General features: G+C 57.8%; 20 protein-coding genes. 13 read left to right on the top strand and 7 right to left on the bottom strand.

All coding sequences use genetic code 11. The features are described 5' to 3' along the window. Positions 1-9: 9 nt before the first annotated feature. Genes FCN51_RS15535 through FCN51_RS15505 form a run of 7 tightly spaced genes read left to right on the top strand, consistent with a single transcriptional unit; the run spans position 10 to position 7,302 of the window. Positions 10-783, top strand: coding sequence for a methyltransferase domain-containing protein (locus tag FCN51_RS15535; RefSeq protein ID WP_160256301.1), 774 nt, complete (start codon positions 10-12; stop codon positions 781-783). A 24-nt stretch (positions 784-807) separates the two neighbouring features. Beyond that, on the top strand, positions 808-2,541 hold the full coding sequence (locus FCN51_RS15530) for a hypothetical protein (protein ID WP_160256300.1): 1,734 nt from the start codon (positions 808-810) through the stop codon (positions 2,539-2,541). After that, entirely contained in the window at positions 2,538-3,554 is a 1,017-nt protein-coding gene (locus FCN51_RS15525; protein ID WP_310257781.1) for a hypothetical protein, read from the top strand. Before FCN51_RS15530 ends, FCN51_RS15525 begins: the two co-directional genes overlap by 4 nt. Continuing rightward, positions 3,551-4,141 carry a hypothetical protein gene (locus tag FCN51_RS15520; RefSeq protein ID WP_160256299.1) on the top strand — a complete coding sequence of 197 codons (591 nt, stop codon included), beginning with the start codon at positions 3,551-3,553 and terminating at the stop codon, positions 4,139-4,141. The genes FCN51_RS15525 and FCN51_RS15520 overlap by 4 nt, the downstream gene beginning before the upstream one ends. Next, positions 4,138-5,271 carry a hypothetical protein gene (locus FCN51_RS15515; RefSeq protein WP_003628353.1) on the top strand — a complete coding sequence of 378 codons (1,134 nt, stop codon included), beginning with the start codon at positions 4,138-4,140 and terminating at the stop codon, positions 5,269-5,271. Before FCN51_RS15520 ends, FCN51_RS15515 begins: the two co-directional genes overlap by 4 nt. 1 nt (position 5,272) lies before the next feature. Next, a complete protein-coding gene (locus tag FCN51_RS15510) occupies positions 5,273-6,769 on the top strand; it encodes a hydrogenase large subunit (protein WP_160256298.1) in 1,497 nt (498 codons plus the stop codon). Positions 6,770-6,804: 35 nt separating this feature from the next. Then, positions 6,805-7,302, top strand: coding sequence for an NADH-quinone oxidoreductase subunit B family protein (locus FCN51_RS15505; RefSeq protein WP_160256297.1), 498 nt, complete (start codon positions 6,805-6,807; stop codon positions 7,300-7,302). Here FCN51_RS15505 and FCN51_RS15500 read toward each other — a convergent pair. The 6 genes from FCN51_RS15500 to aroB form a co-directional block, all read right to left on the bottom strand. Beyond that, entirely contained in the window at positions 7,291-8,196 is a 906-nt protein-coding gene (locus FCN51_RS15500; RefSeq protein ID WP_003628349.1) for a CDP-alcohol phosphatidyltransferase family protein, read from the bottom strand. The genes FCN51_RS15505 and FCN51_RS15500 overlap by 12 nt on opposite strands. Before the next feature lie 12 nt (positions 8,197-8,208). After that, a complete protein-coding gene (locus tag FCN51_RS15495) occupies positions 8,209-8,898 on the bottom strand; it encodes a phosphatidylserine decarboxylase (RefSeq protein ID WP_003628347.1) in 690 nt (229 codons plus the stop codon). Between the two features lie 82 nt (positions 8,899-8,980). Continuing rightward, the gene (gene alaS / locus FCN51_RS15490; RefSeq protein ID WP_160257141.1) at positions 8,981-11,626 is read right to left on the bottom strand and encodes an alanine--tRNA ligase; all 2,646 of its coding nucleotides are present in this window, start codon (positions 11,624-11,626) and stop codon (positions 8,981-8,983) included. Between the two features lie 172 nt (positions 11,627-11,798). Further along, positions 11,799-12,302, bottom strand: a complete 504-nt coding sequence (locus FCN51_RS15485; protein WP_124305800.1) for a GtrA family protein — start codon at positions 12,300-12,302, stop codon at positions 11,799-11,801. Positions 12,303-12,401: 99 nt separating this feature from the next. Continuing rightward, positions 12,402-13,529 (bottom strand): OmpA family protein, encoded by a 1,128-nt coding sequence (locus FCN51_RS15480; RefSeq protein WP_012812684.1) that lies wholly within the window; start codon positions 13,527-13,529, stop codon positions 12,402-12,404. 344 nt (positions 13,530-13,873) lie between these two features. Beyond that, positions 13,874-15,607 carry a 3-dehydroquinate synthase gene (gene aroB / locus FCN51_RS15475; protein ID WP_012812685.1) on the bottom strand — a complete coding sequence of 578 codons (1,734 nt, stop codon included), beginning with the start codon at positions 15,605-15,607 and terminating at the stop codon, positions 13,874-13,876. 62 nt (positions 15,608-15,669) lie between these two features. Here aroB and FCN51_RS15470 point away from each other — a divergent pair, with 62 nt between their 5' ends. The 3 genes from FCN51_RS15470 (at position 15,670) to FCN51_RS15460 (ending at position 17,963) form a co-directional block, all read left to right on the top strand. Next, positions 15,670-16,008 carry a hypothetical protein gene (locus FCN51_RS15470; protein ID WP_004448996.1) on the top strand — a complete coding sequence of 113 codons (339 nt, stop codon included), beginning with the start codon at positions 15,670-15,672 and terminating at the stop codon, positions 16,006-16,008. Positions 16,009-16,011: 3 nt separating this feature from the next. Further along, on the top strand, positions 16,012-16,932 hold the full coding sequence (locus FCN51_RS15465) for a site-specific tyrosine recombinase XerD (RefSeq protein WP_160256296.1): 921 nt from the start codon (positions 16,012-16,014) through the stop codon (positions 16,930-16,932). Positions 16,933-17,006: 74 nt separating this feature from the next. Next, complete coding sequence (locus tag FCN51_RS15460; protein ID WP_003628331.1) at positions 17,007-17,963, top strand: acetyl-CoA carboxylase carboxyltransferase subunit alpha; 957 nt, start codon at positions 17,007-17,009, stop codon at positions 17,961-17,963. Positions 17,964-18,019: 56 nt separating this feature from the next. On the opposite strand, the gene FCN51_RS15455 is transcribed toward FCN51_RS15460, so the two are convergent. Further along, complete coding sequence (locus FCN51_RS15455; RefSeq protein ID WP_003628330.1) at positions 18,020-18,775, bottom strand: competence/damage-inducible protein A; 756 nt, start codon at positions 18,773-18,775, stop codon at positions 18,020-18,022. Positions 18,776-18,932: 157 nt separating this feature from the next. Here FCN51_RS15455 and FCN51_RS15450 point away from each other — a divergent pair, with 157 nt between their 5' ends. Genes FCN51_RS15450 through FCN51_RS15440 form a run of 3 tightly spaced genes read left to right on the top strand, consistent with a single transcriptional unit; the run spans position 18,933 to position 23,461 of the window. Then, complete coding sequence (locus FCN51_RS15450; RefSeq protein ID WP_124295192.1) at positions 18,933-20,558, top strand: lysine--tRNA ligase; 1,626 nt, start codon at positions 18,933-18,935, stop codon at positions 20,556-20,558. Positions 20,559-20,578: 20 nt separating this feature from the next. Beyond that, positions 20,579-22,666, top strand: coding sequence for a lysylphosphatidylglycerol synthase domain-containing protein (locus FCN51_RS15445; protein WP_003628326.1), 2,088 nt, complete (start codon positions 20,579-20,581; stop codon positions 22,664-22,666). A gap of 57 nt (positions 22,667-22,723) precedes the next feature. Then, entirely contained in the window at positions 22,724-23,461 is a 738-nt protein-coding gene (locus FCN51_RS15440; RefSeq protein WP_003628324.1) for a MarC family protein, read from the top strand. The last annotated feature ends 5 nt before the right edge of the window (positions 23,462-23,466 follow it).

Below are 23,466 nucleotides of genomic sequence, written 5' to 3'. Positions count from 1 at the left end.
ACATGCAGAATGCTCGATGTCATGCCGCCGGAAAGCAGTTTTTACACAACAGCAAGAGGCCAGTGTTTTCTGGCTCTGGTTGGTGAACGCCTGCGCTGGTTCTGGCCAGATCTGGGGCAGCAGCACGCCGTGCTGGGTTTGGGGCATGCCGCTGCGTATCTGGAAAAGCTGGAGAGCGGTAAAAACACACCAGCCTGTTTGGTTGCGGGCAATGCGCCGCAATGGGGCGCGGCACCTCCTTTAGGCAGAAGCTGTGTGGTGGATATGCACAGCCTGCCGTTTCAACCCGAGCAGTTTGACCGCGTGCTAATGGTGCACGCACTGGATGATCGCAAACAATCGGTGTCTGTTCTGCGGGCTGCCGGGCAGGTGATGAAACATGATGGCAGGCTGCTGTTAATTGTGCCCAGCCGTTTTGGTGGCCGGGCGCGGTTGCGGGGCACGCCATTTAGGCACGATGCGGCTTTTTCGCGTCGATGTCTCAGGCAAATGCTGGCTGCGGCCATGCTCAAGCCAGAACAGTGGGATGAAGCCCTTTTTCTGCCCACGGGTGCCATGCGCTGGATGCGCCATAACGGGCGAAAAATGGATATTGCGGGCAAGGTGCTATGCCCCGGCGCCGGTAGCTTGATACTGGTGGAAGCGGTGCGGGATGAGTATTCAGCACTCTCTCTCCCAGTAAGGCTGCGGCAGCGTTGGCTCTCCCGCTCTCTGTTGCCGGTAAGGGGCACCGCAAAGGCGATACAGGACAGAAAATACGTTTCGCGCATTTCGCGGCGCTGAATAGATTGTCATTAACCGGCTGTCATGGTGTTATCCGCCGGATTTCATAGCAGGTTGGGGCCGGGTTCCATTTTCACCTCCTTTGTTCTTTGCAGTTTGCTGGCAATATTTGCTGCGCTGGGCGTTTTTGCAGTGCTGCCAGACAGGCTTCTGCGCGGCGCTGCGGTTTGGCGGGCAGAAATTATGGGTGGCCTGTGGGCGCTTTCTGGCGTGCTGGCCATTGTGGGGGCTGCGTGCAAGCTGGAGGGGGAGCTCAGCTGGTTTCCGGTTTTCGGGCTGGATGGTCCGGCCTTGCCCATGCTTGTTTTGCTGGCATTTGCCGGTGGCGTAGCCGGTAGCGGTGCCGCGGCACTGGCCTGCGTGTTTGTGGGTGTGGGCTTTCTGGCCCTTTCGCCTCTTGTTTTCGGGTTGCTTACCGGCACTGCATTGGTGCTTCTGGCCGCAGGTGGGTGGCGCAGTGTGTGCCTGCCATTTGCCGTGCTGCCAGCCTGTATTCCCGCTGATAGCCCGTTTTGCGTACCGCTTTTGTGCCTGACAGTGCTGCTGATGGGCTGGGCGGTTTCTGTGCAAAAAGGGCCTACGGCTGTGTTGCCCGGCATGGTGGGGCTGTTTTTGCTGGGCCGTCTGTTGGCAGAGGTGGGCGAACTTTCCGTGCTGCCGCAGGTCATGCTGGTGGCGAGCGGATGTTTGGTGGCGGCAACAGGCACTCTGCAAGCCATGCGGGATAAGGGGCTGGCACGTATTGCATCCGGCCTGTGTGCTGCGTGGTATGGCATATTGGTGGTGGCTGTTGCGCTGGCTCTGGTTTCCAGCTTTGGTGGTATGGAAACATTCCGTATGGCCATTATTCTGGGTATGGGCGCGCCCATGCTGGCCCTTATTGGTTTGCTATGGCTGGCCCAATGGCAGCAGGCAGAACCCAAGCGCCGTATTGCCTCTCTTTCTGGGCATGTGCTGGTTGCGGGCTTGTTAATGCTGTTTTCCATTATGCCGCCATTTGGCGGGTTTGCCGTTTTATGGAGCCTGCTTGTTGGCGCGTATGATGCCATTGCCGTGGCGCAACCCGTGGGCGCATTAACCATAATGCTGCTGCTTACGCTGCTGGGCAGCATTATGGTGCTTATGGGGGCAGGGTTGCTGCGGGCTGGTGCCGCGCTACTGTTTCCTTCCACCGTTTTTCAGCCACATCAGGCCCCTGTGGCGGCTGAGTTTGTGTGGCCAAGCTGGATATGTGCCGGAGCGGCCCTGTTGCTTGTGCTGTTGCCGGGGGTATGGCTTTCGCTGGCAGATCATCTGGTGGTCGGGCCTGTTGTGCCGCCGCTCAAGTGGAACCGCATTGCCACAATCTGGCTGGAAGGCGGAGGGGCCAGCTTTACGCCTGTTTTTACACTGTTGGCATTGGGCGCGGCTTTGGCCGCTGCTGCCCTGTTGGTGCGGCTGCTGGGCTTTCTGCCTTTTGGGCGTGTTATCAAGCCAGTGCCAGTGTGGCGCCAAGGTGCTCCTATCATCCAGCCTGCTGAAGGCCATACGGTTTCTTACGAAGGTACTGCCCCTTTATGGCCCGCCTGCATGGCGCTTTTTGGGCTTGCAACAGAAACCCGAAAGGACAGAAGGCTGGCCCGCCGTGGCCGCGTGGCCCTGCGCTATGGCAGGCGCTGGTTGTTTCGAGGGGCCGAATGGTGTGAAACACAGGGCCTTGTGCTGATTCTGCTGCTTTTGGGTGGTGGCCTGCTGGTGGGGCTGTTTGTAGGAAAATGAAGCAGGATTTGACATGGGGCTGGGCGTTTGGCTGCGTTGCGGCTCTGGCTATTCAGGCGGCCCTTATGGTGCTGGTGGCGCCGTGGTTTGCTGGGTGGGTGCATCGTCTTGCCGGTCGATTGGTAGGTGAACCGCGCTTTCCCGCAGGGGGGAGATGGCAGGAAATCTGGCATCAGTTTCGCCGTCCTTCACTATACGGGCGGCAAGATGGGCTGAATGGCGTTTTTTGTGCCTTGGCGTTGGTGCTGGCGGTGTTGGCCTGTGGGCTGGTGCCTGTATTTACACTCACTATGCCGGGCTTTCCTGCGCCGGGTATGCTGCTTGTGTGCACCATTCTGGTGGCCGTAGGTGTTTTGCTGGATCTGCCTCAGGCTGTGCAGGAGGCCTCTGCCGCACAACAAGGGTGCGCGGCCATTGTGGCAGATGCGTTGCTATTGCCCGTATTAACCCCCGTGCTGTTGCTAACCGGAGCGCATGATCTGGTGGCCTTTCTGGGCAGGCTGCATGTGCTTTCTCCCATTACGGAAGGTGCGCCTTACGTTCTGGCAGGTGTGGCGCTGTTTCTGGCAACAGCCTTGGCAAGGCAGGATGAGCAAACAGCCTCTGCCACACTTTCTGGCCCGGATAGAGCCATGTGGCTTTTGGCCGCAGATTGCATGCAGATGTGCTGGGTTACGCTGGCGGCAGATGTGGCATGGGCAGGCAGCTTGGCCATGCCGGGAGAAAGCGGGGCGGAAAACTGGCTGACCCAATGTGTGGAAGGCTTGGGCCTATGGATGTTCAAGCTGCTTGTGGCATCCCTTATGCTGGCCGTGTTGCGTATGGCGTTGCTGCCAGCAGGGCGCAGGGCACGGGTGCGGCTGGGAGCCATTTTTCTGCTGGGCGTTCTGGCGTGGCAGGTCACGTCTTCTCACGTTGCTGCTCCACCTGCGGAGCCGGAAAACCACAACGTGGAGGATGAAAACACCCAAGGCTATTCCACAGAGCCAGCGCCAGAAGGAGAACCTTCATGACACTGGCCGCCATTCTCATGCCCTTGCTGGCACTGTGCGTTGTGGCGCGCGGTATCGGGTTTTTGCCTTTGCTGGGCTTGGTTGCAGCCGCCGCCATGTTGGTGGATGGGCATACGCCTTTGCAACAGGCCGGGGCGGCTATGGCCGTGGTGTTTGCCATCGGGCCGATTTTGTTTTTGCTGCGCTATCAGCATGATGCCGCGCGGGAACGTACGGGAAGTGCCATACCGTTTTTTGCACTGGGGCTGATGGTGTTGCTGCTTTTGGCCTGCACGCGCGCAGGTGTTGCGGTGTTTCCTGCCAGTTTATGCGTGGTTGTGGCTGGTCTGGTTTCTGTTATCTGCCGGCAAAGCATGGTGTGGCAGTGGGCCGGGTTGCTTACCTGTGTTGAGGGGGTGCTGTTGTGCGGCGTGCAGGCGTCTCAGCCCTCTGTGGTGGGTGTAGCTGGGCTGGCCGGTGCTGTTGTGGCTGTGCTTGGGGGCATGTGCATCCACCGTATTATGCCGCGCGTGGTGCCGTTGCGCCCACCTTCTGCACGTAAAAAATCTTCTCCCGACTCTTCAGAAAAGAACGGAGATGCAGCATGACAGGCACAGCAGGGGCAGGCATGTTTCTGGCGGCACTGGCATTTGTGTGGCCCTTTTTGGGGGCAGCAGCCGTATGTGCGGTGCCTGTGGCGCGCAGCCGTGAGCTGGCAATATGGATGTCCGCCATAGGCTGCGTTCTGGCGCTGGCAGTTTTTGTGTTTCCCGCATCGGGCGCAGTGGCCGCTGGGTGGGATGATGACCCCGTACAGCGTGCCGGGCGTGTGATGCTGGCTTTTGGCCTGCTATTGATGGTGCTTGAAAACGGCATCCTGCATGACAGGCTGGTGCGTAGCCTGCCGCATGTTTCCACTGCTTTGGCGGGGCTTGCCTGTATTGCGCCAGACCCTGCTGTGGGCTTGGGTATTCTGGAAGCCGCTCTGGCATGGGGCGTGTTTGTTTTTACCCGCCCGGCTGGGCAGGCCAGAATGGGGTGGGGGCTTATTCGCAATGGCTCGGTTGGCACGTTTTTGGTGCTTTCCGGCCTGCTATTGCCAGCTAACACCGTTGTTTCTGGCTTGCTGATGGCCTGTGGTTTGGTTGTGCTTACCGGCCTTTCTCCGTTTGGGCAATTCTGGCAGGATGAAAACGATACCTTCCTGTTTCTGCCTTTTGCAGGGGCGGCTTTGCTGCTGGCCATGCGCCTGCGCACGCATGGGGGCGAGGCGTTTGAAACAGCTCTTGTGCTGTGTGGCCTGCTTTCTGTGTGGCTTACCGCCTGTGCTGGGCGCTTTCCAGACAGGCAAAGGCTGTTCCGCACCTTTCCATCCGCACTGGCGCTAATAGCCGTTGGTATTCAGGCCGATGTGGCGGCTTTGCTGTTTTTATGCGGCTGGTGCCTTGCTGGTGGTGGGCGTGCGGGCCGTGGCTGGGCCGTTAACACCTTGGCATGTTTTCCACCCGGCGCACCGTTTGTGGGGTGCCTGCTTCTGCTTTCCATGATGAGCGATTGGTCATGGCCGTTGGCGCTGCTTACGGTTGCGGGCATTCTGGCGGCGGTTACGCGGGCTGTGCCTGCGCGGGATATTACGCATCACTTCTGGCCACAGGATGCCGCCGGGCGTGTGGCCTGCTCCGTGCTGACAGCAACGGGCCTGCTGGTGCCACTGGCCATGATGCTGGGAGCTTTCTGATATGAATGCAGCTTCTCATATCTGGGCGGGTGAAGAAACGGAAACTCCGTGGCGTTTTAGGCTGCAAGAAATGGCATGGCGTGATCTGGTAGATGCGCTCAAGCATGATGATCTGCCATTTGTAGGGCTGTGGTGCGATGGCACAGATGTGCACGCACTGTTTCTGCCAGATGGTCAGCCATTGGCGGCCACGTTGGCGCTGGAAGATGGCCGATACCCCGCACTTTCCCCCGCAAGAGATATTTCCTGCCTGTATGAACGCCGCATTTATGATCTGTATGGCGCAGAGGGCATGTGGGCAACCGATGTAAGGCCCTTGCTGGACCATGATGTATGGTCATCCTCAACACCTTTGGCGGAGCATCCGGGTGCAGGGGGTGGGCAAAAAGGGCTTATCCATTTCCAGCCCGCTGAGCATATGCACCAAGAGGGTGATATGGCAGATGGCTGGGGCCCAGCCACAGGCGGTATGGAACCACCCTTGCATGTGGCGCTGGCCATGCAAGAAGGGCGTATTCGCGCAGCGGAAACCGTAACCGGTTATGCGCATAGAGGCATGGAACTGCGCTGGCGCAATAGCCGTGTGGAAGATGCCTGCAAACTCAGCGCACGTGTGGCGGCTGGGCAATCTGTAGCGCATCAGGTGGCGTTTTGCTTGGCTGTGGAAGATGCATGCAAGGAGCAGGTAGGCCCGGAAATCCGTCTGCTACGTGTTGCCTTGTTGGAACTGGAACGTATTTGTCACCATCTTTTTCTGCTGGCGGATATGGCGCGTCTGGTTGGGGCGCGGTTGGTGGCCTCTGGCTGCATGGGGTTACGTGAAAAACTGATACAGGAAGCCGCGCCCATTACCGGTTCACGCCTGTTGATGGATGTCTGCGCGCCCGGTGGCCTCTCCCTGCGTCATGCGACGCAAATGGGTGATATGTGTGGCCGCCTGTGTGAAGTGGCAGAGCGTGACTATCCGGCCTTGCTGGCCTTGTGGCAGGAATATCCGGGCCTTTCCATGCAGTTGGCAGGCATGGGTAAGGTTACGGCAGATTTGCTGGAGCGTGTGGGGCTGGATGGCCCCACAGCACGTGCCGCCGGGTGGGATTGTGATGGCCGCCGCATGATGCCGGGTTATGAAGGCATATGGCGTTTTACCTCTGGCAGGCAGGACGGCACGGCGGAAGACCGCGCCATGCTTTTGCTGGAAGAAGTGGGCGAAAGCCTGCGCATGCTGGATGAAGTGGCATCCCGCATCGGGCTTACAGCAGGTGGCAGTGTGCAGCTTTCCATGCAGGATAGTGAAGGCACAGGCATGGTGGAAGGCCCGTGGGGCGGTATTCTGTACTGGGTACGCCTAAAAGAGGGCCGGGTGGAACAGGTGTTTGCCCGCAATCCATCTTCTGCCGCTTTGTTGACGTTTGAGGCCATATTGCCGGGCCATCAGCCAGATGATGTTGCCTTGCTTGCACGATCATTGGATATCAACGCAGCAGCGCTGGATCAGTAAGCAGTGCAGGCGGGCGGAATGAAAGGCAAAAACACATGGGGCTGATACGCGCGGTATTTGATGCAGCCTTCAGGCAGGACATGCGGCGCATGAAGCCCGTAGGCCCACGCTGGCCGCTGCTTCTGTTCCATGTTGATACAGGCGGCTGTGGCGGCTGCGGAATGGAACTTCAGGCCCTGCGATATGCGCCATACGATATGGAAGGCGCAGGTTTTGGCTTTGTAACATCGCCCCGCAATGCCGATGTGTTGCTGATAACGGGCGCGCTTACCCGTGCCATGGCCCCGGTGCTGGAAGCTGCATGGCAGGCCATGCCAACCCCCAAAGGGCTGATTGCCGTAGGAAGCTGCGCCTTGGATGGCGGCGTGTTTCCTGAAAATTATACGGTATTGGGTGGGCTGGAGCGCCGGGTTTCCATAGATTTGAAAATACCCGGCTGCCCGCCTGCGCCTCAGGATGTTTTAAACGGCCTGTGTTCTCTGTTTGGCAAACAGGCCGTACCCCCAAAGGAAACTGAAACCTCAGCCGTGTGAAGGTGCTGGGGTTTCTTCTATGTCGTCTTCATCGGTTTGCAGATCTTCTGCCGCTTTTTTAAGCCGTAGAAAGCTCAGGCGGCTAAGGGGCAGAAGAAAAACGTAAATCACGCCCGCAGCGGCCAAAGCGGCCCACGGGTCTGCCACCAGCACTACAGCATACAGCCCTGTGCCCAGCATAAGGGGCAGAACATACTGGGCAGGCACCTTGAAGTTTTTGAACGACCAGACCGGCAAAGTAGAAACCAGCAGCAGCCCTGTGCTTGCCAAGGTGAGCGTGGGAATCCACGGCAGACGTGTTAGCCGATAAAGCCAGTCTATCCCCAGCTTTTGTGCTTCCAGCCCCAAAAAGAGCGGGAAAAGAGCCAGCCCGGCACCTGCGGGTGCGGGCACGCCGGTAAAGAAGTTGCTGGCATATTTGGGCTGATGATGCTCACCATCCAGATTGGCGTTAAAGCGCGCCAGCCGGAGCGCCATGCATACGGTAAACATAATGCACGGCAAAAAGGCATACCGCCCGCCATCCTTCAATGCCCAGAAGTACAGCAGGAAGGAAGGCGCCACCCCAAAGCACAAAAAGTCCGACAGGCTGTCAAACTCAGCGCCAAAGCGGGTGGAACCGCGTAGCAGCCGGGCAATGCGGCCATCCAGCCCATCAATAAAAGCGGAAATCAGCAAGGCCACGGCAGCGGCCTGAAAACGCCCGTCCACCGCAAAACGCATGCCCATAAGGCCACCGCAAAGCCCCAACATGGTGAGAATATTGGGAATGAGCCGGTTAAAGGATGGCCCACGTATTTTGCTGCGGACCCGCCGCCGCAAACGGCGACGACGGCGCGGTGTTTCGGAAGTCTGCTGCGCAGGAGCAGAAGGAGATGAGGAAGGTTGTGTCACGATTGCTCTGTTTTACAACCGCGCCATGACGGTTTCACCGCCTACCATTGTCTGCCCGACAGAAACCAGAGGTTCCACACCCGGCGGCAGATACAGATCAGTGCGGGAGCCAAAGCGGATAATGCCAAAGCGCTCACCAGCTTCCACCTTGTCGCCTTCCTTTACGGAGCAGACAATGCGGCGTGCCACCAGCCCGGCAATCTGCACCACAGCCATCATACGGCCATCGGGCAGGGTAAGGCTGAGGGCATTGCGTTCATTCTGTTCGGAAGCCTTGTCCAGGCTGGCGTTCAGGAACAGGCCGGGGTGATAGGCCACCCGCGTAACTGTGCCAGCGGCAGGCATGCGGTTAACATGCACATCCAGCACGGAAAGGAAGGTGGCAATGCGCCATACCGGTGCTGTGCCCATATCCAGCTCTGCTGGCGGGGCTACTTTTTCGATAGAAACAATGTGTCCATCAGCCGGGGCCACAGCCACATCGTTACGCGCGGGGGTGACGCGTTCCGGATCACGGAAGAAATACAGGCAGAAGCCAAAAAAGCCTGCGCTGGCATGGCCCACGTTGCGCAATACCGGGCAGCGCAGTTTACGGCCAGCCCAGTAGGCCAAAGCAGCCGTGGCACCAGATGCCAGAAGGAAAGGGCGCGCTTCCCGGTGTGGGCGCGCAACAACAAGTTTTAGCGAAGCAAGTAGCGACATGGAGTAATCCTTACGCGAAAGCCAACATGAAGGAAAGAAAACGGGAAGGCACCAAGGAGTTCCTTCCCGTCTGGCCGATGTTTCAGGCCATGGTCTTCAGGGCTTCACGCACGGCGGCAAAAGCGGCATCGGCCGCCTGAGCATCCGGGCCGCCAGCCTGCGCCATATCGCGCCGCCCGCCACCACCTTTGCCGCCCATGGCAGCACTGGCAGCACGCACAAGGGCTACGGCATCTACTTTTTCCACCATTTCCGGACCAACGGCGGCCACAACACTGCCTTTGCCATCTGCGGTGGAAATCAGCACCACCACATCGGCATTGCCCTGCTTGAGAATGGTTTCGGCCAGCCCTTTGAGTTCACGCGGGGGCGTTTCACCCACATTGCGGGTGGCCAGACGCGCCGCACCAATTTTGTCTACACCAGCCGCAGCAACATTACCGGTGGCCAGTTGGCGCTGCAGATGGGCAATCTGTTTTTCCATCTGGCGGCGTTCTTCCAGCACAGCGGCCAGACGTTCTGGCGCATCGGCCACAGAAACCTTCATCATGGCGGCCATCTGGGTCAGGCGCTGTTCGTTAGAAATAGTCAGGTCCTGCGCAGCTTTACCAGCCACGGCTTCAATACGCCGCACGCCAGCGGAAACACCGCTTTCTGAAACAATGCGGAACTGCCCGATATCCCCTGTGCGGTTTACATGCGTGCCGCCGCACAGTTCCATAGACCACGGGCTTTTGTTGTCGGCCCCAGCGCCCATGGAAACCACGCGCACTTCATCACCGTATTTTTCACCAAACAGGGCGGTAGCCCCTTCGGCAATGGCTTCATCCGGTGTCATGGAACGTGTGACAACCTGCGAGTTATCGCGGATACGGTTGTTTACTTCGGCTTCAATGGCTGCCAGTTCCTCATCCGTAATCGGGCGGGGCTGGCTTACGTCAAAGCGCAGGCGTTCGGCGGTGTTCAGGCTGCCCTTCTGGGCCACGTGCGCACCCAAGTGGCGGCGCAGGGCTTCGTGCAGCAGGTGGGTAGCGGAGTGATGGGCGCGAATGGCGCTGCGGCGGTCATGGTCCACCGTGGCAGTTACAGCCATGCCGGGGCGCAATGTGCCTTCCGTAACCGTGCCGTAATGCACGATCAGATCCCCAGCTTTTTTCTGCGTATCCGTAACGGCCACTTTAACGCCAGAGGCCGTCAGGAAGCCGGTATCACCAGCCTGACCACCACTTTCACCATAGAAGGGTGTCTGGTTCAGCAGCACAGCTACTTCAGAACCCACCGGGGCTTCTTTCAGGAATTCATTGCCAGCAATAACGGCCTGAACTTCACCATCCGCCTGTTCCGTGTTGTAGCCCAGAAATTCGGAAGCCCCGAACTTGTCACGCGCTTCAAACCAGATGGTTTCTACGGCTATATCGCCAGAGCCTGTCCATGCTGCGCGGGCGCGTTGGCGCTGCACAGCCATGGCTTCTTCAAAGCCCTTAACGTCCACATCGTGGCCGGAACCACGCAGGGCATCCTGCGTCAGATCAAGGGGGAAGCCAAACGTATCATACAGGCGGAAGGCCACATCACCCGGCAGGGATGCGCCACTGGCCAGATGAGATTTTTCTTCTTCCAGCAGGTGCAGGCCACGATCCAGCATGGCTTTAAAGCGTTCTTCCTCACCGCGCATGGTTTCACGGATCAGGGCTTCACCATGCACCAGTTCAGGATACGCACCGCCCATCTGCTGGATGAGAGCCGGCAGGAGCTTGTAGAACGTGGGTTCTGTGGTGCCCATCATGTGCAGGTGGCGCATGGCGCGGCGCATGATACGGCGCAGCACATAACCACGGCCATCCTTGGAGGGCAGCACGCCATCGGCAATCAGGAAGGCGGTAGAGCGCAGATGGTCGGCCACAACGCGGTGGCTGGCCTTGAATGGGCCATCAACCGCCTGATGTGTGAGATCTGCCGAAGCCTGAATAAGGGCGACAAACGTATCTGTATCGTAGTTATCGCGCTTGCCCTGCATGATGGCGGCAAAGCGTTCCAGCCCCAGCCCTGTATCAATAGAGGGACGCGGCAGCGGGGAGCGTGTGCCCGGTGGGTCTTCGAAATACTGCATGAACACAAGGTTCCAGATTTCGACAAACCGATCCCCATCTTCATCGGGGGAGCCGGGCGGGCCACCGGGAACATCCGGGCCGTGATCGAAAAAGATTTCCGAGCAAGGGCCGCAAGGGCCGGTATCGCCCATACGCCAGAAGTTATCTGATGTAGGAATGCGGATAATGCGGCTGTCATCCAGCCCGGCAATGGAGCGCCACAGGCCTGCGGCGTCTTCATCTTCTGCAAATACAGTGACCAGAAGCTTGTCTTTGGGCAGGTTGAAGCCCTTGGTGACCAGATTCCACGCAAATTCAATCGCTTCGGGTTTGAAGTAATCACCGAAGGAGAAATTGCCCATCATTTCAAAAAACGTGTGGTGCCGTGCTGTATAGCCCACATTGTCCAGATCGTTATGCTTGCCGCCGGCGCGCACAACCTTCTGCGCAGTGGTTGCGCGAGAATAGGGGCGCGTTTCCTGGCCGGTAAACACGTTCTTGAACTGCACCATACCCGCGTTGGTAAACAGCAGGGTGGGGTCGTTCTTGGGAACCAGAGACGATGAAGGTACAATCTGGTGACCGTTGCTGGCAAAATACTCCAGAAAAGCGGTGCGAATTTCGTTTGTTGTCAGCATGGCGTGAGGCAGACGATCCTGAAACTGGTTGGGCACGTGATGCTTCCACACTTGCGGAAAGGGGCCTCACGGCCAGATGAAAACGGCAAGGTTCTCTTAACCTGTGCTCCTGATGTAGCGCACACTGCGCTGATCTGAAAGAGGGCAGAGAATGGCCGGTGATATGGCCAAATTATGTATCGGATGTTTGATGTGGGGTTGGGGGTGAAATTTCAACTGACATTTCAGCCAATTCCAGCGCAGAAGCTGGCGGTTTTTCCCGAAAGACAATTTTCTGGCTCATACTGAAATTGGCCAGCATACCGGCCCCGGCCCCTGCGGCCAGCGCAATAATGGGATGCTGCATGCAAAACGGGAAAACATAGAAAAGCAGGTAAACAGTGCCGCGGTTGAGGAAAAAACCAAGGCTGTTGGCGCTTAGGAATCTGAGCCACTGCAACACAGGGTGCTCATGATGGCCTGCGCCTTTGAATGTCCAGATTCGGTTAAAAACCCAGTTAAGCGTGGCTGCCACAAAATAGGCTACCAACGTTGCAGCCGTAAGCCCAATGAGCGGACGCAATGCGTAAACGGTGCCGGAATCCCACAAAAAACCAAGGCTGCCCACCATGCCAAACTTTATCAGGCGGATAAGCTTGGTTGTGGCGGCAGAAGGAGAGGGGGATGCATTGCTCATGGCATAAAGCTTTAAACTGGAATGCAGAAAAAGCAGACATAAAAAAAGAGGTGCCCGAAGGCACCCCTTTCTTTTTTCCGAAAACCGGAAGCAGGCCGATTAGTGGAGGATGATTTCCACGCGACGGTTCTGCGGTTCGCGAGTGTTCGGGCCGGTCGGAACCAGCGGGTGAGCTTCACCGTAACCGTGCACGTCAATGGCGGAAGCCGGAACGCCGTCACGGATCAGTTCTGCCTTCACGCTGTCAGCACGACGCAGGGACAGACCCAGGTTGTACTTTTCACCGCGCGGGCCGGGGTGAGCAGCGGAGTTATCGGTGTAACCGTTAACTTCGATGCGGGTTGTCTGAACGTGGGTGGAAGCCTGAGCAGCTTCTGCCACGATCTGGCGAGCGCGAGCGGTCAGGACAGACTTATCCCAATCGAAGAACACCAGGTAGGAGCGAGCCGGCAGCGGAGCCGGAGCAGCAACAACCGGAGCCGGCGGCGGCGGCGGCGGAGCTGTATCGAACGCATAACGCAGGCCCAGAATGAACTGGTGGTTGAAGCGGTGATCGAAGTTCACGTTACCGCCGGTGCCCTTGGAACCGGAGTAGTGGAACGCACCGTCCATGAAGGAACCCGGCTGACCGATCATGCGGTATTCCGTGGTCACCTGGAAGCCCGGGATGCCCGTGTCATAAGCGGCACCGACGATACCCTGGTAAGCGAAGCCACCGTTCGTGCCACCGATGCGGGTGTGGGAACCGTTAGCATAGTGGGTGTCGATCGGGTTGTAGTGCTGCCACAGGTAACCGGCACCAACACCAACAAACGGGGTCACAGGTGCATCAATACCGAACTGCTTCAGATCGATATCATACAGCACGTTCACGAAACCGCCGTAGGACTGGTCGGAACCACGGGTATGGCCAGGAACGGATGTGCCCGGACGGTGGTCAATGTTGGAGTAGTTGTAAACGCCTTCAACTTCAGCGCGCAGGCCGTTGCCGAAGCCCCAACCGAACGCACCAAAACCGGTGAAGCCGGTGTTGTGGCGCAGCTGAGAGGAGGTTCCACCCGGAGGGGCACCAGCAGCGTTTGCACCGTTGAGGTGAGCGTGCTGATTCTGAACCAGGTTATAACCACCGGCCACGTTTACATACGGGCCTGTAATCGTGGTGGCAGATGCGGCCGCCGGAGCCGCTGCCATCAGTGTCGTTGCAAGTAACGCCGTGCGGAGACGCATTTTTTGGTCCTCAATATTTCATCTGTTCGACTAACCCACCAACCATTTCAGCGGGCAGGTCCAGCTAGATGCCTAAAGCCGTATAAAACGATCAGTTCCAAAATAGGAACCCGAAGCTTCATACTCTTAGTGATTACAAGCCATAACCGTGTTGTATTTGCAACAGTTCATTTCGTGGGACGAATATGTTTCTGACGCAAAAGTATTTCCACGGTTTCTGGCCCTTTCCATAACATGTTGCAAAAGCATGTATCTCGCCCTCATTCTCGTCTGATTAAGGCGGAATTGCGGCAAGGTGACACATTTACAACCCGATAACTTACAGCGGTGTGGTGTAGCTGCTTTTAAGCCACGCTTCCGTCTGCTTCCAGCACCTCTTTTACGGCTGTTGCAGGCACATCCCGCGTGGTGAATGCCTGGCCGATTCCGTGCGCCAGCACAAAGGATAGGCGCCCATCCTGCATCTTTTTATCACGCTGCATGTGGGCCATCAGATCCTGCGTGCGGAAGGTGTGGGGCAGGTCCCGGATATGTGCGGGCATACCCAAGGCTTCCAGATGGCGATTCACACGCTCCATGTCTGCGCGTGGGCACAGACCCAGACGGACGGAAAGCGCAAAGGCCAGATTCAGGCCGATAGAAACGGCCTCACCATGCAAAAGGCGGCCATCATAACCCAGTTCGGCTTCCAGAGCATGGCCAAATGTGTGGCCCAGATTGAGCAGGGCGCGGCCATTGCTTTTCTGCTGCTCGCGTTCATCGGCTGCCACAACGCGGGCCTTGAAGGCACAGGCCTGCTGTACAGCCATTGCCAGCGCTTCCGGGTCCTGATCCAGCACGGCTGCGCCGTTTTCTTCGCACCACGTAAACAGGGCTTCATCACCAATTAAGCCGGATTTCACGATTTCGGCATAACCGGCCACCAGCTCACGGCGCGGCAAGGTAGCAAGGGTGGAAACATCTGCCAGCACGCAAAGTGGCTGATGGAATGCCCCCAACAGATTCTTGCCCCAACGGGTGTTGATGCCCGTTTTGCCGCCCACGGAAGAATCGACTTGAGAAAGCAATGTGGTGGGAATCTGCACAAAGGGCAGCCCACGCAATGTGGTGGCGGCCACGAATCCGGCCAGATCTCCCACCACGCCGCCGCCCAGTGCAATAATGCTGGTGCGGCGTTCTATGCCGTGCTCCAGAATGTTGTCTGTCAGCTTCTGGTACATCTCCAGACACTTGGTCTGTTCCCCCGGCGGCACGCGCAGGCTGCGAGATGTAATGCCGGTTTCCGCCAAAGCGGTTTCCAACTGATGCAAGTAGCGCGGGGCCACGTTTTCATCCGTAATGATGACCACGTTTTTCTGGGGCAGCACCGGGGCCAGCAAGGCACCTGCGCGGCTGATCAGATTCGTGCCGATCACTACATCATAAGATGTATGCGCCAAGGTAACAGGTAACCTTAGCGGACGGCGCGAAAGGGCGAGGGCTTCCATAACGCGCGTGGTTGTGTGCTCCACGTTGTTGTCTCCACAATCAACAATAATATCCGCTTCGGCATAAACCGGATGGCGGATGGCCATAAGGTTTTCCAGCACTTCACGCGGGGATGTCGTGTTCAGCAGCGGGCGGTGCGTGCGCCCGCTTACGCGGCGCACCAGCACGGGCAGGGGGCAACGCAGCCAGATGGAAACTGCACGCTCACGCACCAGGGCGCGGGTGGTGGAATCCATAAACGCACCGCCGCCAGTAGCCAGCACCATAGGTGGGCCTTCCAGCAACCTGCGAATCACCCGCCGCTCTCCATCACGAAAGGCGGCTTCACCATACAGGCGAAAAACATCTGCAATGGAACAGCCCGCTGCGCGTTCTATTTCTACATCGGCATCAACAAATGGCAGTCCCAGCCGAGTGGCAAGGGGGCGGCCAATGGTGGTTTTTCCTGCCCCCATAAGGCCCACAAGCACAATGCTGCGGCCAAAGGGAATGATGCCAGAGCCGTGGCTACGGCTGACCCGTTCCAGATCAAGCGGAATGGGTGGTGGGTCCGTTGTTTCGGAGTGGGGAGAAGAGATACGTGATGACATGGAACACAGCTTAACATACAGCAGACAGAACACACCTATATCAGTTAAGGGAGCCAAGCTGCATGAACCGCACGGTTCTGATTGTTGCCGCCGCAGTGTTTGCGGTTGTTCTGGGCGGTTTTGCCGCGCTGGGCCTAAGCGCACATCCACCTGTCCCCCAGCCAGTGCATCGTGATCTGCCACTGGCTGCCCCGGCTACATCTGCCGCTGCGCCAAGTGTGGCGGTGCCTGCAGCCCCTCCGGCTCCGGTGGTTTCTGCTGTTGTGCCTGCGGCTCCGGCACAGCCCACCATTACGCCTGCCGCGCCGCCGGCCCCGCCAGCAGCTGTTGCACCACCAGCACCCGTGGCACCTCCGCCGCCGGTTGCAGCTCCGGCTCCGGCAGCACCTGCGCATCCGTAAGCCATGCTAAGCGGGGGTGTTGATCTTTTTCTGGAGATGCTGGCTGCCGAGCGCGCAGCCGCCCCCAATACGCTAGCTGCGTATGAAGCAGACCTGACCTCCTGCGCTGAAAGTCTGGCGCGGGAGGGGCAAACCCTGCAAACGGCCACAACCGAGGGTTTGCAAAACTGGATGGCTGCCTTGGTAGGCAGCGGGCAGGCGCGGCGCACGGTGGCGCGGCGCTTGTCCTGCATCCGGCAGTTTTACCTGTTCCTGCTGCGTGAAGGGATGCGTGCGGATAACCCGGCAGCGCATCTGGATAGCCCCAAACCCCGCACACCTTTGCCGCGTTTTTTATCCGAATCGGAAGTGCTTGCGCTGCTGAATGCCTGTGCAGAACCCGCAGGAGCATCCTTGGCCAAAAAACGACGCGGCATTTTGGCCAAGGCAGCGTTGGAACTGCTGTATGCCTCTGGCCTGCGTATTTCCGAATTATTGGCTCTGCCACGCAAAGCCATAGCCGGTGACCAACGCATGATTATGGTGCGCGGCAAAGGCGGGCGTGAACGTTTGGTGCCACTTTCAGGCAGTGCGCGGGAAGCGGCGCAGGCTTTGCTGGAAGTGGACGCGCATTTGGAAAGTCCATTCCTTTTTCCCGGTCGTGACCCAGCAAAACCCATGACACGGCAGGCGTTTGACCGGATTCTGCACACAGTGGCCATACGGGCGGAAATTGATCCGGCGCGTCTTTCCCCCCACGTGCTGCGCCATTCCTTTGCTACGCATTTGCTGGCGCATGGGGCAGATTTGCGGGCCTTGCAGATGTTGCTGGGGCATGCAGACATCGCCACCACCCAGATTTACACTCATGTGCAGACAGAACGCCTGCAAAAGGCCGTGCAGGCGCATCACCCTCTGGCGGCGGATTCTGTCCACACCAAGTGAAAAATCGACATTCAGATATGTTTGGTTGCATGAAGTGACTTGGTTTTACACGTCATTGTGCTATCGGCTTCTGCATGCGTCAGTTCCTGGATTTCGAAAAGCCCGTCGCCGAACTTGAAAACAAGATCGACGAACTGCGGCAAATGACTGACCCCAACGGGGTCAACATAGAAGAAGAAACGGCCCGTCTTTCTGAAAAGGCGGAAAAGCACCTGCGTGCCATCTATGCCAAGCTTACGCCGTGGCAGAAGGTGCAGGTGGCCCGCCATGCGCAGCGTCCGCACACGCAGGACTATGTGAATGCGCTGATAACAGACTTTACGCCGCTGGCGGGGGATCGTCTGTTTGCAGATGATAAAGCTGTTATTGGTGGCATGGGCCGTTTTGACGGCACACCGGTTATGGTGATCGGGACTGAACGCGGTTCAGACCTTGAAACCCGGCTCCAGCATAATTTTGGCATGGCGCGGCCAGAAGGCTACCGCAAGGCGCAACGGCTGATGCGCATGGCCGGGCACTTTAACATGCCGATTCTGACATTTATTGATACCGCAGGCGCATGGCCCGGTATTGATGCCGAACAGCGCGGGCAGGCCGAAGCCATTGCCCGTTCTATTGCCACCTGTTTTGAAGTGCCTGTGCCGCTTGTTGCCACTGTAATTGGTGAAGGTGGTTCTGGTGGTGCCGTAGCGCTGGGTGCTGGTGACCGGGTGATGATGCTGGAAAACGCCATCTACTCCGTTATCTCGCCCGAAGCCTGCGCCTCTATTTTGTGGCGTGATCCCAAGCAGGCCAGCACGGCAGCAGAAACACTGCGGCTGACGGCGCAGGATTTGCAGAAGCTAGGCCTGATTGACCGGATTATTCCCGAACCCGTAGGTGGTGCACAGCGTGAGCCAACTGTGGCGATCGAATCTGTTCGCACTGCGTTGACAGAAGAACTTAAAACACTTCTGCCAATTGCTCCGGCACGCCTGAAAGAACTGCGGCGTGAAAAGTTTCTGGCAATGGGGCGCGAAGCCCTAAGCTAATATACGCATTGTTACCTCCCCGCGGGCGCAAAACCGGCGGAGAGGTACGTAAGGCGTTAGACAGGCGGCTCTCCTTCTATGGGGATGCCGCCTTTTGTTTTGATAAGATCATGGATAGCGCTGGCCGCTTCTTCTACCTCGGCCCGGTTCTGCCCTTTAGCAACAAGGGCTACGCCACGGCGGCCATCTTCACGATGGAAAGGGTAGGAGCCGATATCCAGATCCGGAAAGCGATTCTGAATATCCTCTAGCCCGTCAGCCAATGTGCCTTCAAAAAGCGATGTGGTGTGCCATGTGCGAGAAAAAACTGGCGCACCCTTTTGCAGGCTGGGGGCAAGGCTATCAAACATGCCGCGCATAATGCGGGGCACACCGGCCATAACGTGCACATTGCCAATGCTAAAGCCCGGAGCCAGTGAAACCGGGTTTACAATAGGTGTGGCACCTTGCGGCAGCTTGGCCATGCGCTGGCGGGCGGCGTTAAATTCTTCCGGCCCAAAATAGGTTTCCAGCAGTTTGAAGGTAGGCGGGTGAATCTCCCATGGCACACCAAAAGCTTCGGCAACACAGGGGGCTGTGATGTCATCATGCGTGGGGCCAATGCCGCCGGTGGTAAAGACCTCATCATACTTCGCGCGCATTTCTGTCACGGTGTTGATGATGGTTTCCCGAATGTCCGGAATCACACGGATTTCGCGCAGAGGAATCCCCAGTTCACCTAAGCGGAGGGCCAGAAACTGGATGTTTTCATCTTTTGTGCGGCCGGAAAGGATTTCGTTGCCAATAAGAATAAGGGCGGAGGTGCGGCGCATGGGTTGGGCCTGTCCTTTGCTGAAGCCTTCTTGATTTAAGTATAAAGCATGAAACGCAGGGGTGCTAACGTCAATGATTGGTAAAATTTGCCTCTATCCATCCTGTGCTGCGCGTTTTTGGATTGACCGCAGCGTGTCCAGTTCATAGCTTCCCGCCATGTCAGAAAGCCGATCCGCTCCCGTTTCCGATCTTCCACGTGCCTGGCCTTTTGAGGAGGCGCGTAAACTAGCCGATCATGTTGGTGTGCGCAGCACCGCCAACGGTGAGGACGATGCACGCCCGGCGCTGCTGGAAACGGGCTATGGCCCTTCCGGCCTGCCGCATATTGGCACGTTTGGTGAGGTTGCCCGCACATCTTGGGTGCGGCAGGCCTATACAGCCCTGACAGGCCGCCCCTCGCGCCTGCTGGCTTTTTCCGATGATATGGATGCCCTGCGCAAGGTGCCCGATAACGTGCCCCAGCGCGACATGCTGGAAAAATATATCGGTCAGCCACTTTCCCGCGTGCCAGACCCGTTCGGCACGCACGAATCGTTTGCCGCACATAACAACGCCCGCCTGTGCGCGTTTTTGGACAGCTTCGGCTTTGAATACGAATTTGCGTCTTCCACCCAGTATTACACCTCTGGCCGGTTTGATGCCGCACTCCGCCGCGTGCTGGAAGTGCATGATGAAATTCTAAAGGTTATCCTGCCCACCTTGGGGGCAGACCGGCGCGCCACTTATTCTCCCGTTCTGCCGCTTCATCCCCGTACGGGTGAAGTTATGCAGGTAAAGATGGACGCCATAGATGCCGCAGCCGGCACTGTGCGCTGGACAGACCCTTCCAACGGTGAGGTGTTTGAAACACCCGTAACCGGTGGCCACGCCAAAATGCAGTGGAAGGCCGACTGGGCCATGCGCTGGTATGCGCTGGGCGTTGATTATGAAATGTCTGGTAAGGACCTGATAGACAGCGTGCGGCTTTCTGGCCGTATCTGCAAGATTTTGGGCGGCACACCGCCAGCCGGGCTGACATATGAGCTGTTTCTGGATGAAAAAGGCCAGAAGATTTCCAAATCCAAGGGTAACGGGCTTTCTGTTGAAGAATGGCTGCGTTACGCCCCGCCGGAAAGCCTTGGACAGTTCATGTTCAACCAGCCGCAGCGCGCCAAGCGGTTGTATTTTGATGTCATCCCCAAAACGGCGGATGAATATCTGACACATGTTGATAAGGCCAAGGTGTTGCAGGCCGAAAACCCCAAGGGGAATGACCTGCGCGCCAACCCGGCATGGTTTATCCATAAGGGCCATATTCCCGAAGATGCAGGCAGCCCGGTGCCGTTTAGCATGCTGCTGAACCTTGCCAGCGTGGCCAATGCAGAAACGCCAGAAGTGCTGTGGGGCTTTATCCGCCGGTATGATGCCGCCGTTTCGCCCGAAACGCACCCCATGCTGGCATGCTTGGTGAAACATGCTGTAGCGTATTACGCAGATTTTGTGCGCCCGGCCAAAACCTTCCGCGCGCCAACCGAGCAGGAACGCGCTGCGCTGAGTGATCTGGCAGAATGCCTGCGTGGGTATGAAGGTGAAGCCGCAGATGCCGCTACCTTACAGAATCTGGTGTTCGAAGTAGGCAAGCGCCACGCGTTTGAACCGCTGCGTAGCTGGTTTACCTGTTTGTATGAAGTTCTGCTGGGCCAGAAGGAAGGGCCGCGCTTTGGTGGCTTTGTTGCGCTGTATGGCGTGGCAGAAACTGTGGCCCTGATAGATACCGCCCTCCTGCGTGAGACGCAGGTTTAAAACATAGCGCCGCAAGTTACATGACGCAGACCCCACCCCCACCAGCTCCCCCTTCTTCGCTTCCGGGCGGAGGGGGATGGAAAAAGTGGCTCAAGCATCTGCCGCATATTCTTGGCCTGCTGCTTATGGTGGCCGCCATTGTGGTGGTGCAGCATGAACTGCGGCACCTGCGTATTTCAGACATCCGCCACGCCATGGAGGCCATTCCGGCCCGGCAGATGTGGATGGCGGTTGGCTGCACGCTGCTGTCTTACTTTATCCTGTCCTTTTATGATCGGCTGGCCGTCATTCAGGTGGGGTATAGTAAGCTGCCGTTTCGGCGGGCGGCTTTTGCGGCGTTCTGTTCCTACGTGCTTTCGCATAATCTGGGGTTTTCTGCCGTGTCTGGCGCGGCGGTGCGGTATCGGCTTTACCGCAACTGGGGCGTTAATTCCTTTGCCATAGCCCAGATTATTGCCTTCTGCTCTGCCACCTATCTGTTAGGTGCTGCGGTGCTGATAGGCGCCGTACTGATCTGGGAACCCACGGTGTTGCCGGGCATTGGCCACCGCGTGCCCGCATCTGTGCTGGCGGTTATTGGCGCGCTGATGTGGTGCGGTGTGGCTGCTTACATCGGGCTGGCGTTTAAGGTGCGGGAATTCCGTTTCCGCAAATGGGTGGTGGAACTGCCATCCCCCCGTATGGCCATTATGCAAACACTGGTGGCCACGGCAGAAGTTGCGGCTACGGCCAGCATTGCTTTTGTGCTGCTTCCCCCCAGTGCCGGGGTAGATTTTGGCTCGTTTCTGGCCATTTACATTGCGTCTTATACAGCCGGGCTGGTGGCCAGTGTGCCGGGTGGCCTTGGTGTGTTTGATGGCGCCATGCTGCTGGCTTTAGGCCCCTATATGCCAGCACCGCAGATTTTGGGCATGGTGCTGATTTTTCGGCTTTTCTATTACATCATTCCGCTGTTTCTGGCGGGGATCATGTTTGCCGGACACGAGCTGTTTTTGCGTGGTGATGCCGCTCTGGCAGAAAAGAAAAACCGCAAGATACAAAATAACCCGGATGCCGCCACAGCCCCAGCACCCGCGCAGCGCAGGCCCAGCCAAGTGGTGCGGGAAAGTGAAGCCGCTTTTTCTGTGGCCGTGGCAACAGGCACGGTTTCACTGTGCGGGGTTATGCTGATCTGTTTGGTGATGCTGGACCCCGTGCCCAAATTTGCCATGGTGCCAGAAAGCCTGCTGACAATGGCGCGTGTGGGCGGCAACTATGTGCTTTCCCTTATGGGTGTGGTGCTTATCAGCTTGGCTATTGGGCTTTCCCAGCGGGTTACGCTGGCATGGCGTGGCGCGCTGTATCTGCTGCTTACTGCAACGGTGCTGACGTTCTTGCGCGGCAATACGTTTTTTGTGCCGGTTATGCTGGGGCTTTCTGCGCTGTTTATTGCGCCGTTCCGCTCCTGCTATTACCGGCATGCGCGGCTTTTGAGCGAACCCCTTTCTACCGGAACCCTCCTTTCTTTGCTGCTGCTGTTTGGCTGTGTGATCGCACTGGCCACACGGCATGATACGTCTGGTAGTTGGTGGCAGATGATGCTGGCCACGCACGCCCGTGGCTCGGTGCGCTGGACAATCGCGCTTTCTGTGGGCCTGGCGCTGTTTGTTGTGGCGCGGCTGATGTGGCCGGGGCGCATTGCCGTGCGGGAGTGGGATGAAGATGCCTACACCCACTACAAAAATCTGGATCACGCCCTGCCAGATATTCAGGCATTTCAGCCCTATGGCTATGTGACAGGTGAAGCCGGTGAGGCCATGTTGCCGCTGCATCGGCGTGATGCCTATCTGGTGGCATTTGGAGACCCGGCAGGGGAGGAAGCAGATAGTATTTCTGCCATCTGGAAAATGCGGGATCTGGCCTTGCAGGAAGGGCTAAAACCCGTGTTTTGGCATGTGGGGGATGACTTCGTGCGTATTTACGATGATATCGGGCTGAGTGTATGGGCACTTAATGATGGCAGTGGATTTAATTTCTGCTATCCAGCGGACGATATTGCGCAGGCATCACGCTTTGTTAAAACGTACAAGGGTGGTGTGGGCAATTTGGTGCCATCAGATTTTTCGTGATTAAACGGTGTTTCCTCGGGTAGAGGGCGGATGCCTCGGACAGAACGGTGAGGGGTTATGTCAGCTCATTTTCCCGCAATGCTGTTAACGGCAACAGCATTTACATCTTCCATTTCCTCGTTTCTGCTGGCGTTTCCTGCGCTATTTTCCATTGTAAACCCGTTTGGGGCTGCGCTTATTTTTGCGCAGGCAACAGCAGGCCGCTCGCAAACTGAAATTATGGCACTGGCGCGGCTGGTGTCTTTTTATTCTCTCTGCCTCATCATGGCCTCGCTTTGGCTGGGCAGTATGGTGCTGGCGTTTTTCGGTATCACCGTAAATGCGCTGCGCGTTGCTGGTGGGCTGGTTGTGGCTGTGCGTGCGTGGGATTTGCTGCAAAGCCCGGAAACGGTTGAAGCGCAGAAGGAAAAGCAGGCTCTGCAAGGTGGCCGTACGGTTATGGCTCCTAACTGGGCCGATGCTGCGTTTTTCCCGCTTGCCATGCCGTTTACGGTGGGTCCGGGCACAATTGCCGTGGCCATTGCCCTTGGTTCTGGCTGCCCGGCAGATGAACCTTTCTGGGCGTACACCATTGGCACTACGTTGGCTGGTGTGTGCGTTGTGGCTATTGTATGGGCGGCCTATTCTGGTGCGGATAAGCTGGTATCCATGCTGGGTGTGACCGGCACGCGTATTGTCAGCCGTATGGCAGCATTGGTGCTGCTGTGCATTGGCGTGCAGATTTTGGCCGCAGGCGTGCAGGGCTTTGCCACGGATATGTGGCGGCACCTGCTTGCCATAAAACTACACGCATAACGCCG

The sequence above is a fragment of the Acetobacter pasteurianus genome (genome assembly GCF_009914215.2).
GTDB lineage: Bacteria > Pseudomonadota > Alphaproteobacteria > Acetobacterales > Acetobacteraceae > Acetobacter > Acetobacter pasteurianus.
The sequence above is the reverse complement of the archived record's forward strand: the minus strand, read 5'-3'. Positions and strand labels throughout refer to the sequence as shown.

Coding starts and splice junctions, on each gene's coding strand:
- FCN51_RS15535 (WP_160256301.1), top strand. CDS start 10: ATGCTCGATGTCATGCCGCCGGAAAGCAGTTTTTACACAACAGCAAGA.
- FCN51_RS15530 (WP_160256300.1), top strand. CDS start 808: ATGGTGTTATCCGCCGGATTTCATAGCAGGTTGGGGCCGGGTTCCATT.
- FCN51_RS15525 (WP_310257781.1), top strand. CDS start 2,538: ATGAAGCAGGATTTGACATGGGGCTGGGCGTTTGGCTGCGTTGCGGCT.
- FCN51_RS15520 (WP_160256299.1), top strand. CDS start 3,551: ATGACACTGGCCGCCATTCTCATGCCCTTGCTGGCACTGTGCGTTGTG.
- FCN51_RS15515 (WP_003628353.1), top strand. CDS start 4,138: ATGACAGGCACAGCAGGGGCAGGCATGTTTCTGGCGGCACTGGCATTT.
- FCN51_RS15510 (WP_160256298.1), top strand. CDS start 5,273: ATGAATGCAGCTTCTCATATCTGGGCGGGTGAAGAAACGGAAACTCCG.
- FCN51_RS15505 (WP_160256297.1), top strand. CDS start 6,805: ATGGGGCTGATACGCGCGGTATTTGATGCAGCCTTCAGGCAGGACATG.
- FCN51_RS15495 (WP_003628347.1), bottom strand. CDS start 8,898: ATGTCGCTACTTGCTTCGCTAAAACTTGTTGTTGCGCGCCCACACCGG.
- alaS (WP_160257141.1), bottom strand. CDS start 11,626: ATGCTGACAACAAACGAAATTCGCACCGCTTTTCTGGAGTATTTTGCC.
- FCN51_RS15485 (WP_124305800.1), bottom strand. CDS start 12,302: ATGAGCAATGCATCCCCCTCTCCTTCTGCCGCCACAACCAAGCTTATC.
- FCN51_RS15480 (WP_012812684.1), bottom strand. CDS start 13,529: ATGCGTCTCCGCACGGCGTTACTTGCAACGACACTGATGGCAGCGGCT.
- aroB (WP_012812685.1), bottom strand. CDS start 15,607: ATGTCATCACGTATCTCTTCTCCCCACTCCGAAACAACGGACCCACCA.
- FCN51_RS15470 (WP_004448996.1), top strand. CDS start 15,670: ATGAACCGCACGGTTCTGATTGTTGCCGCCGCAGTGTTTGCGGTTGTT.
- FCN51_RS15465 (WP_160256296.1), top strand. CDS start 16,012: ATGCTAAGCGGGGGTGTTGATCTTTTTCTGGAGATGCTGGCTGCCGAG.
- FCN51_RS15460 (WP_003628331.1), top strand. CDS start 17,007: ATGCGTCAGTTCCTGGATTTCGAAAAGCCCGTCGCCGAACTTGAAAAC.
- FCN51_RS15455 (WP_003628330.1), bottom strand. CDS start 18,775: ATGCGCCGCACCTCCGCCCTTATTCTTATTGGCAACGAAATCCTTTCC.
- FCN51_RS15450 (WP_124295192.1), top strand. CDS start 18,933: ATGTCAGAAAGCCGATCCGCTCCCGTTTCCGATCTTCCACGTGCCTGG.
- FCN51_RS15445 (WP_003628326.1), top strand. CDS start 20,579: ATGACGCAGACCCCACCCCCACCAGCTCCCCCTTCTTCGCTTCCGGGC.
- FCN51_RS15440 (WP_003628324.1), top strand. CDS start 22,724: ATGTCAGCTCATTTTCCCGCAATGCTGTTAACGGCAACAGCATTTACA.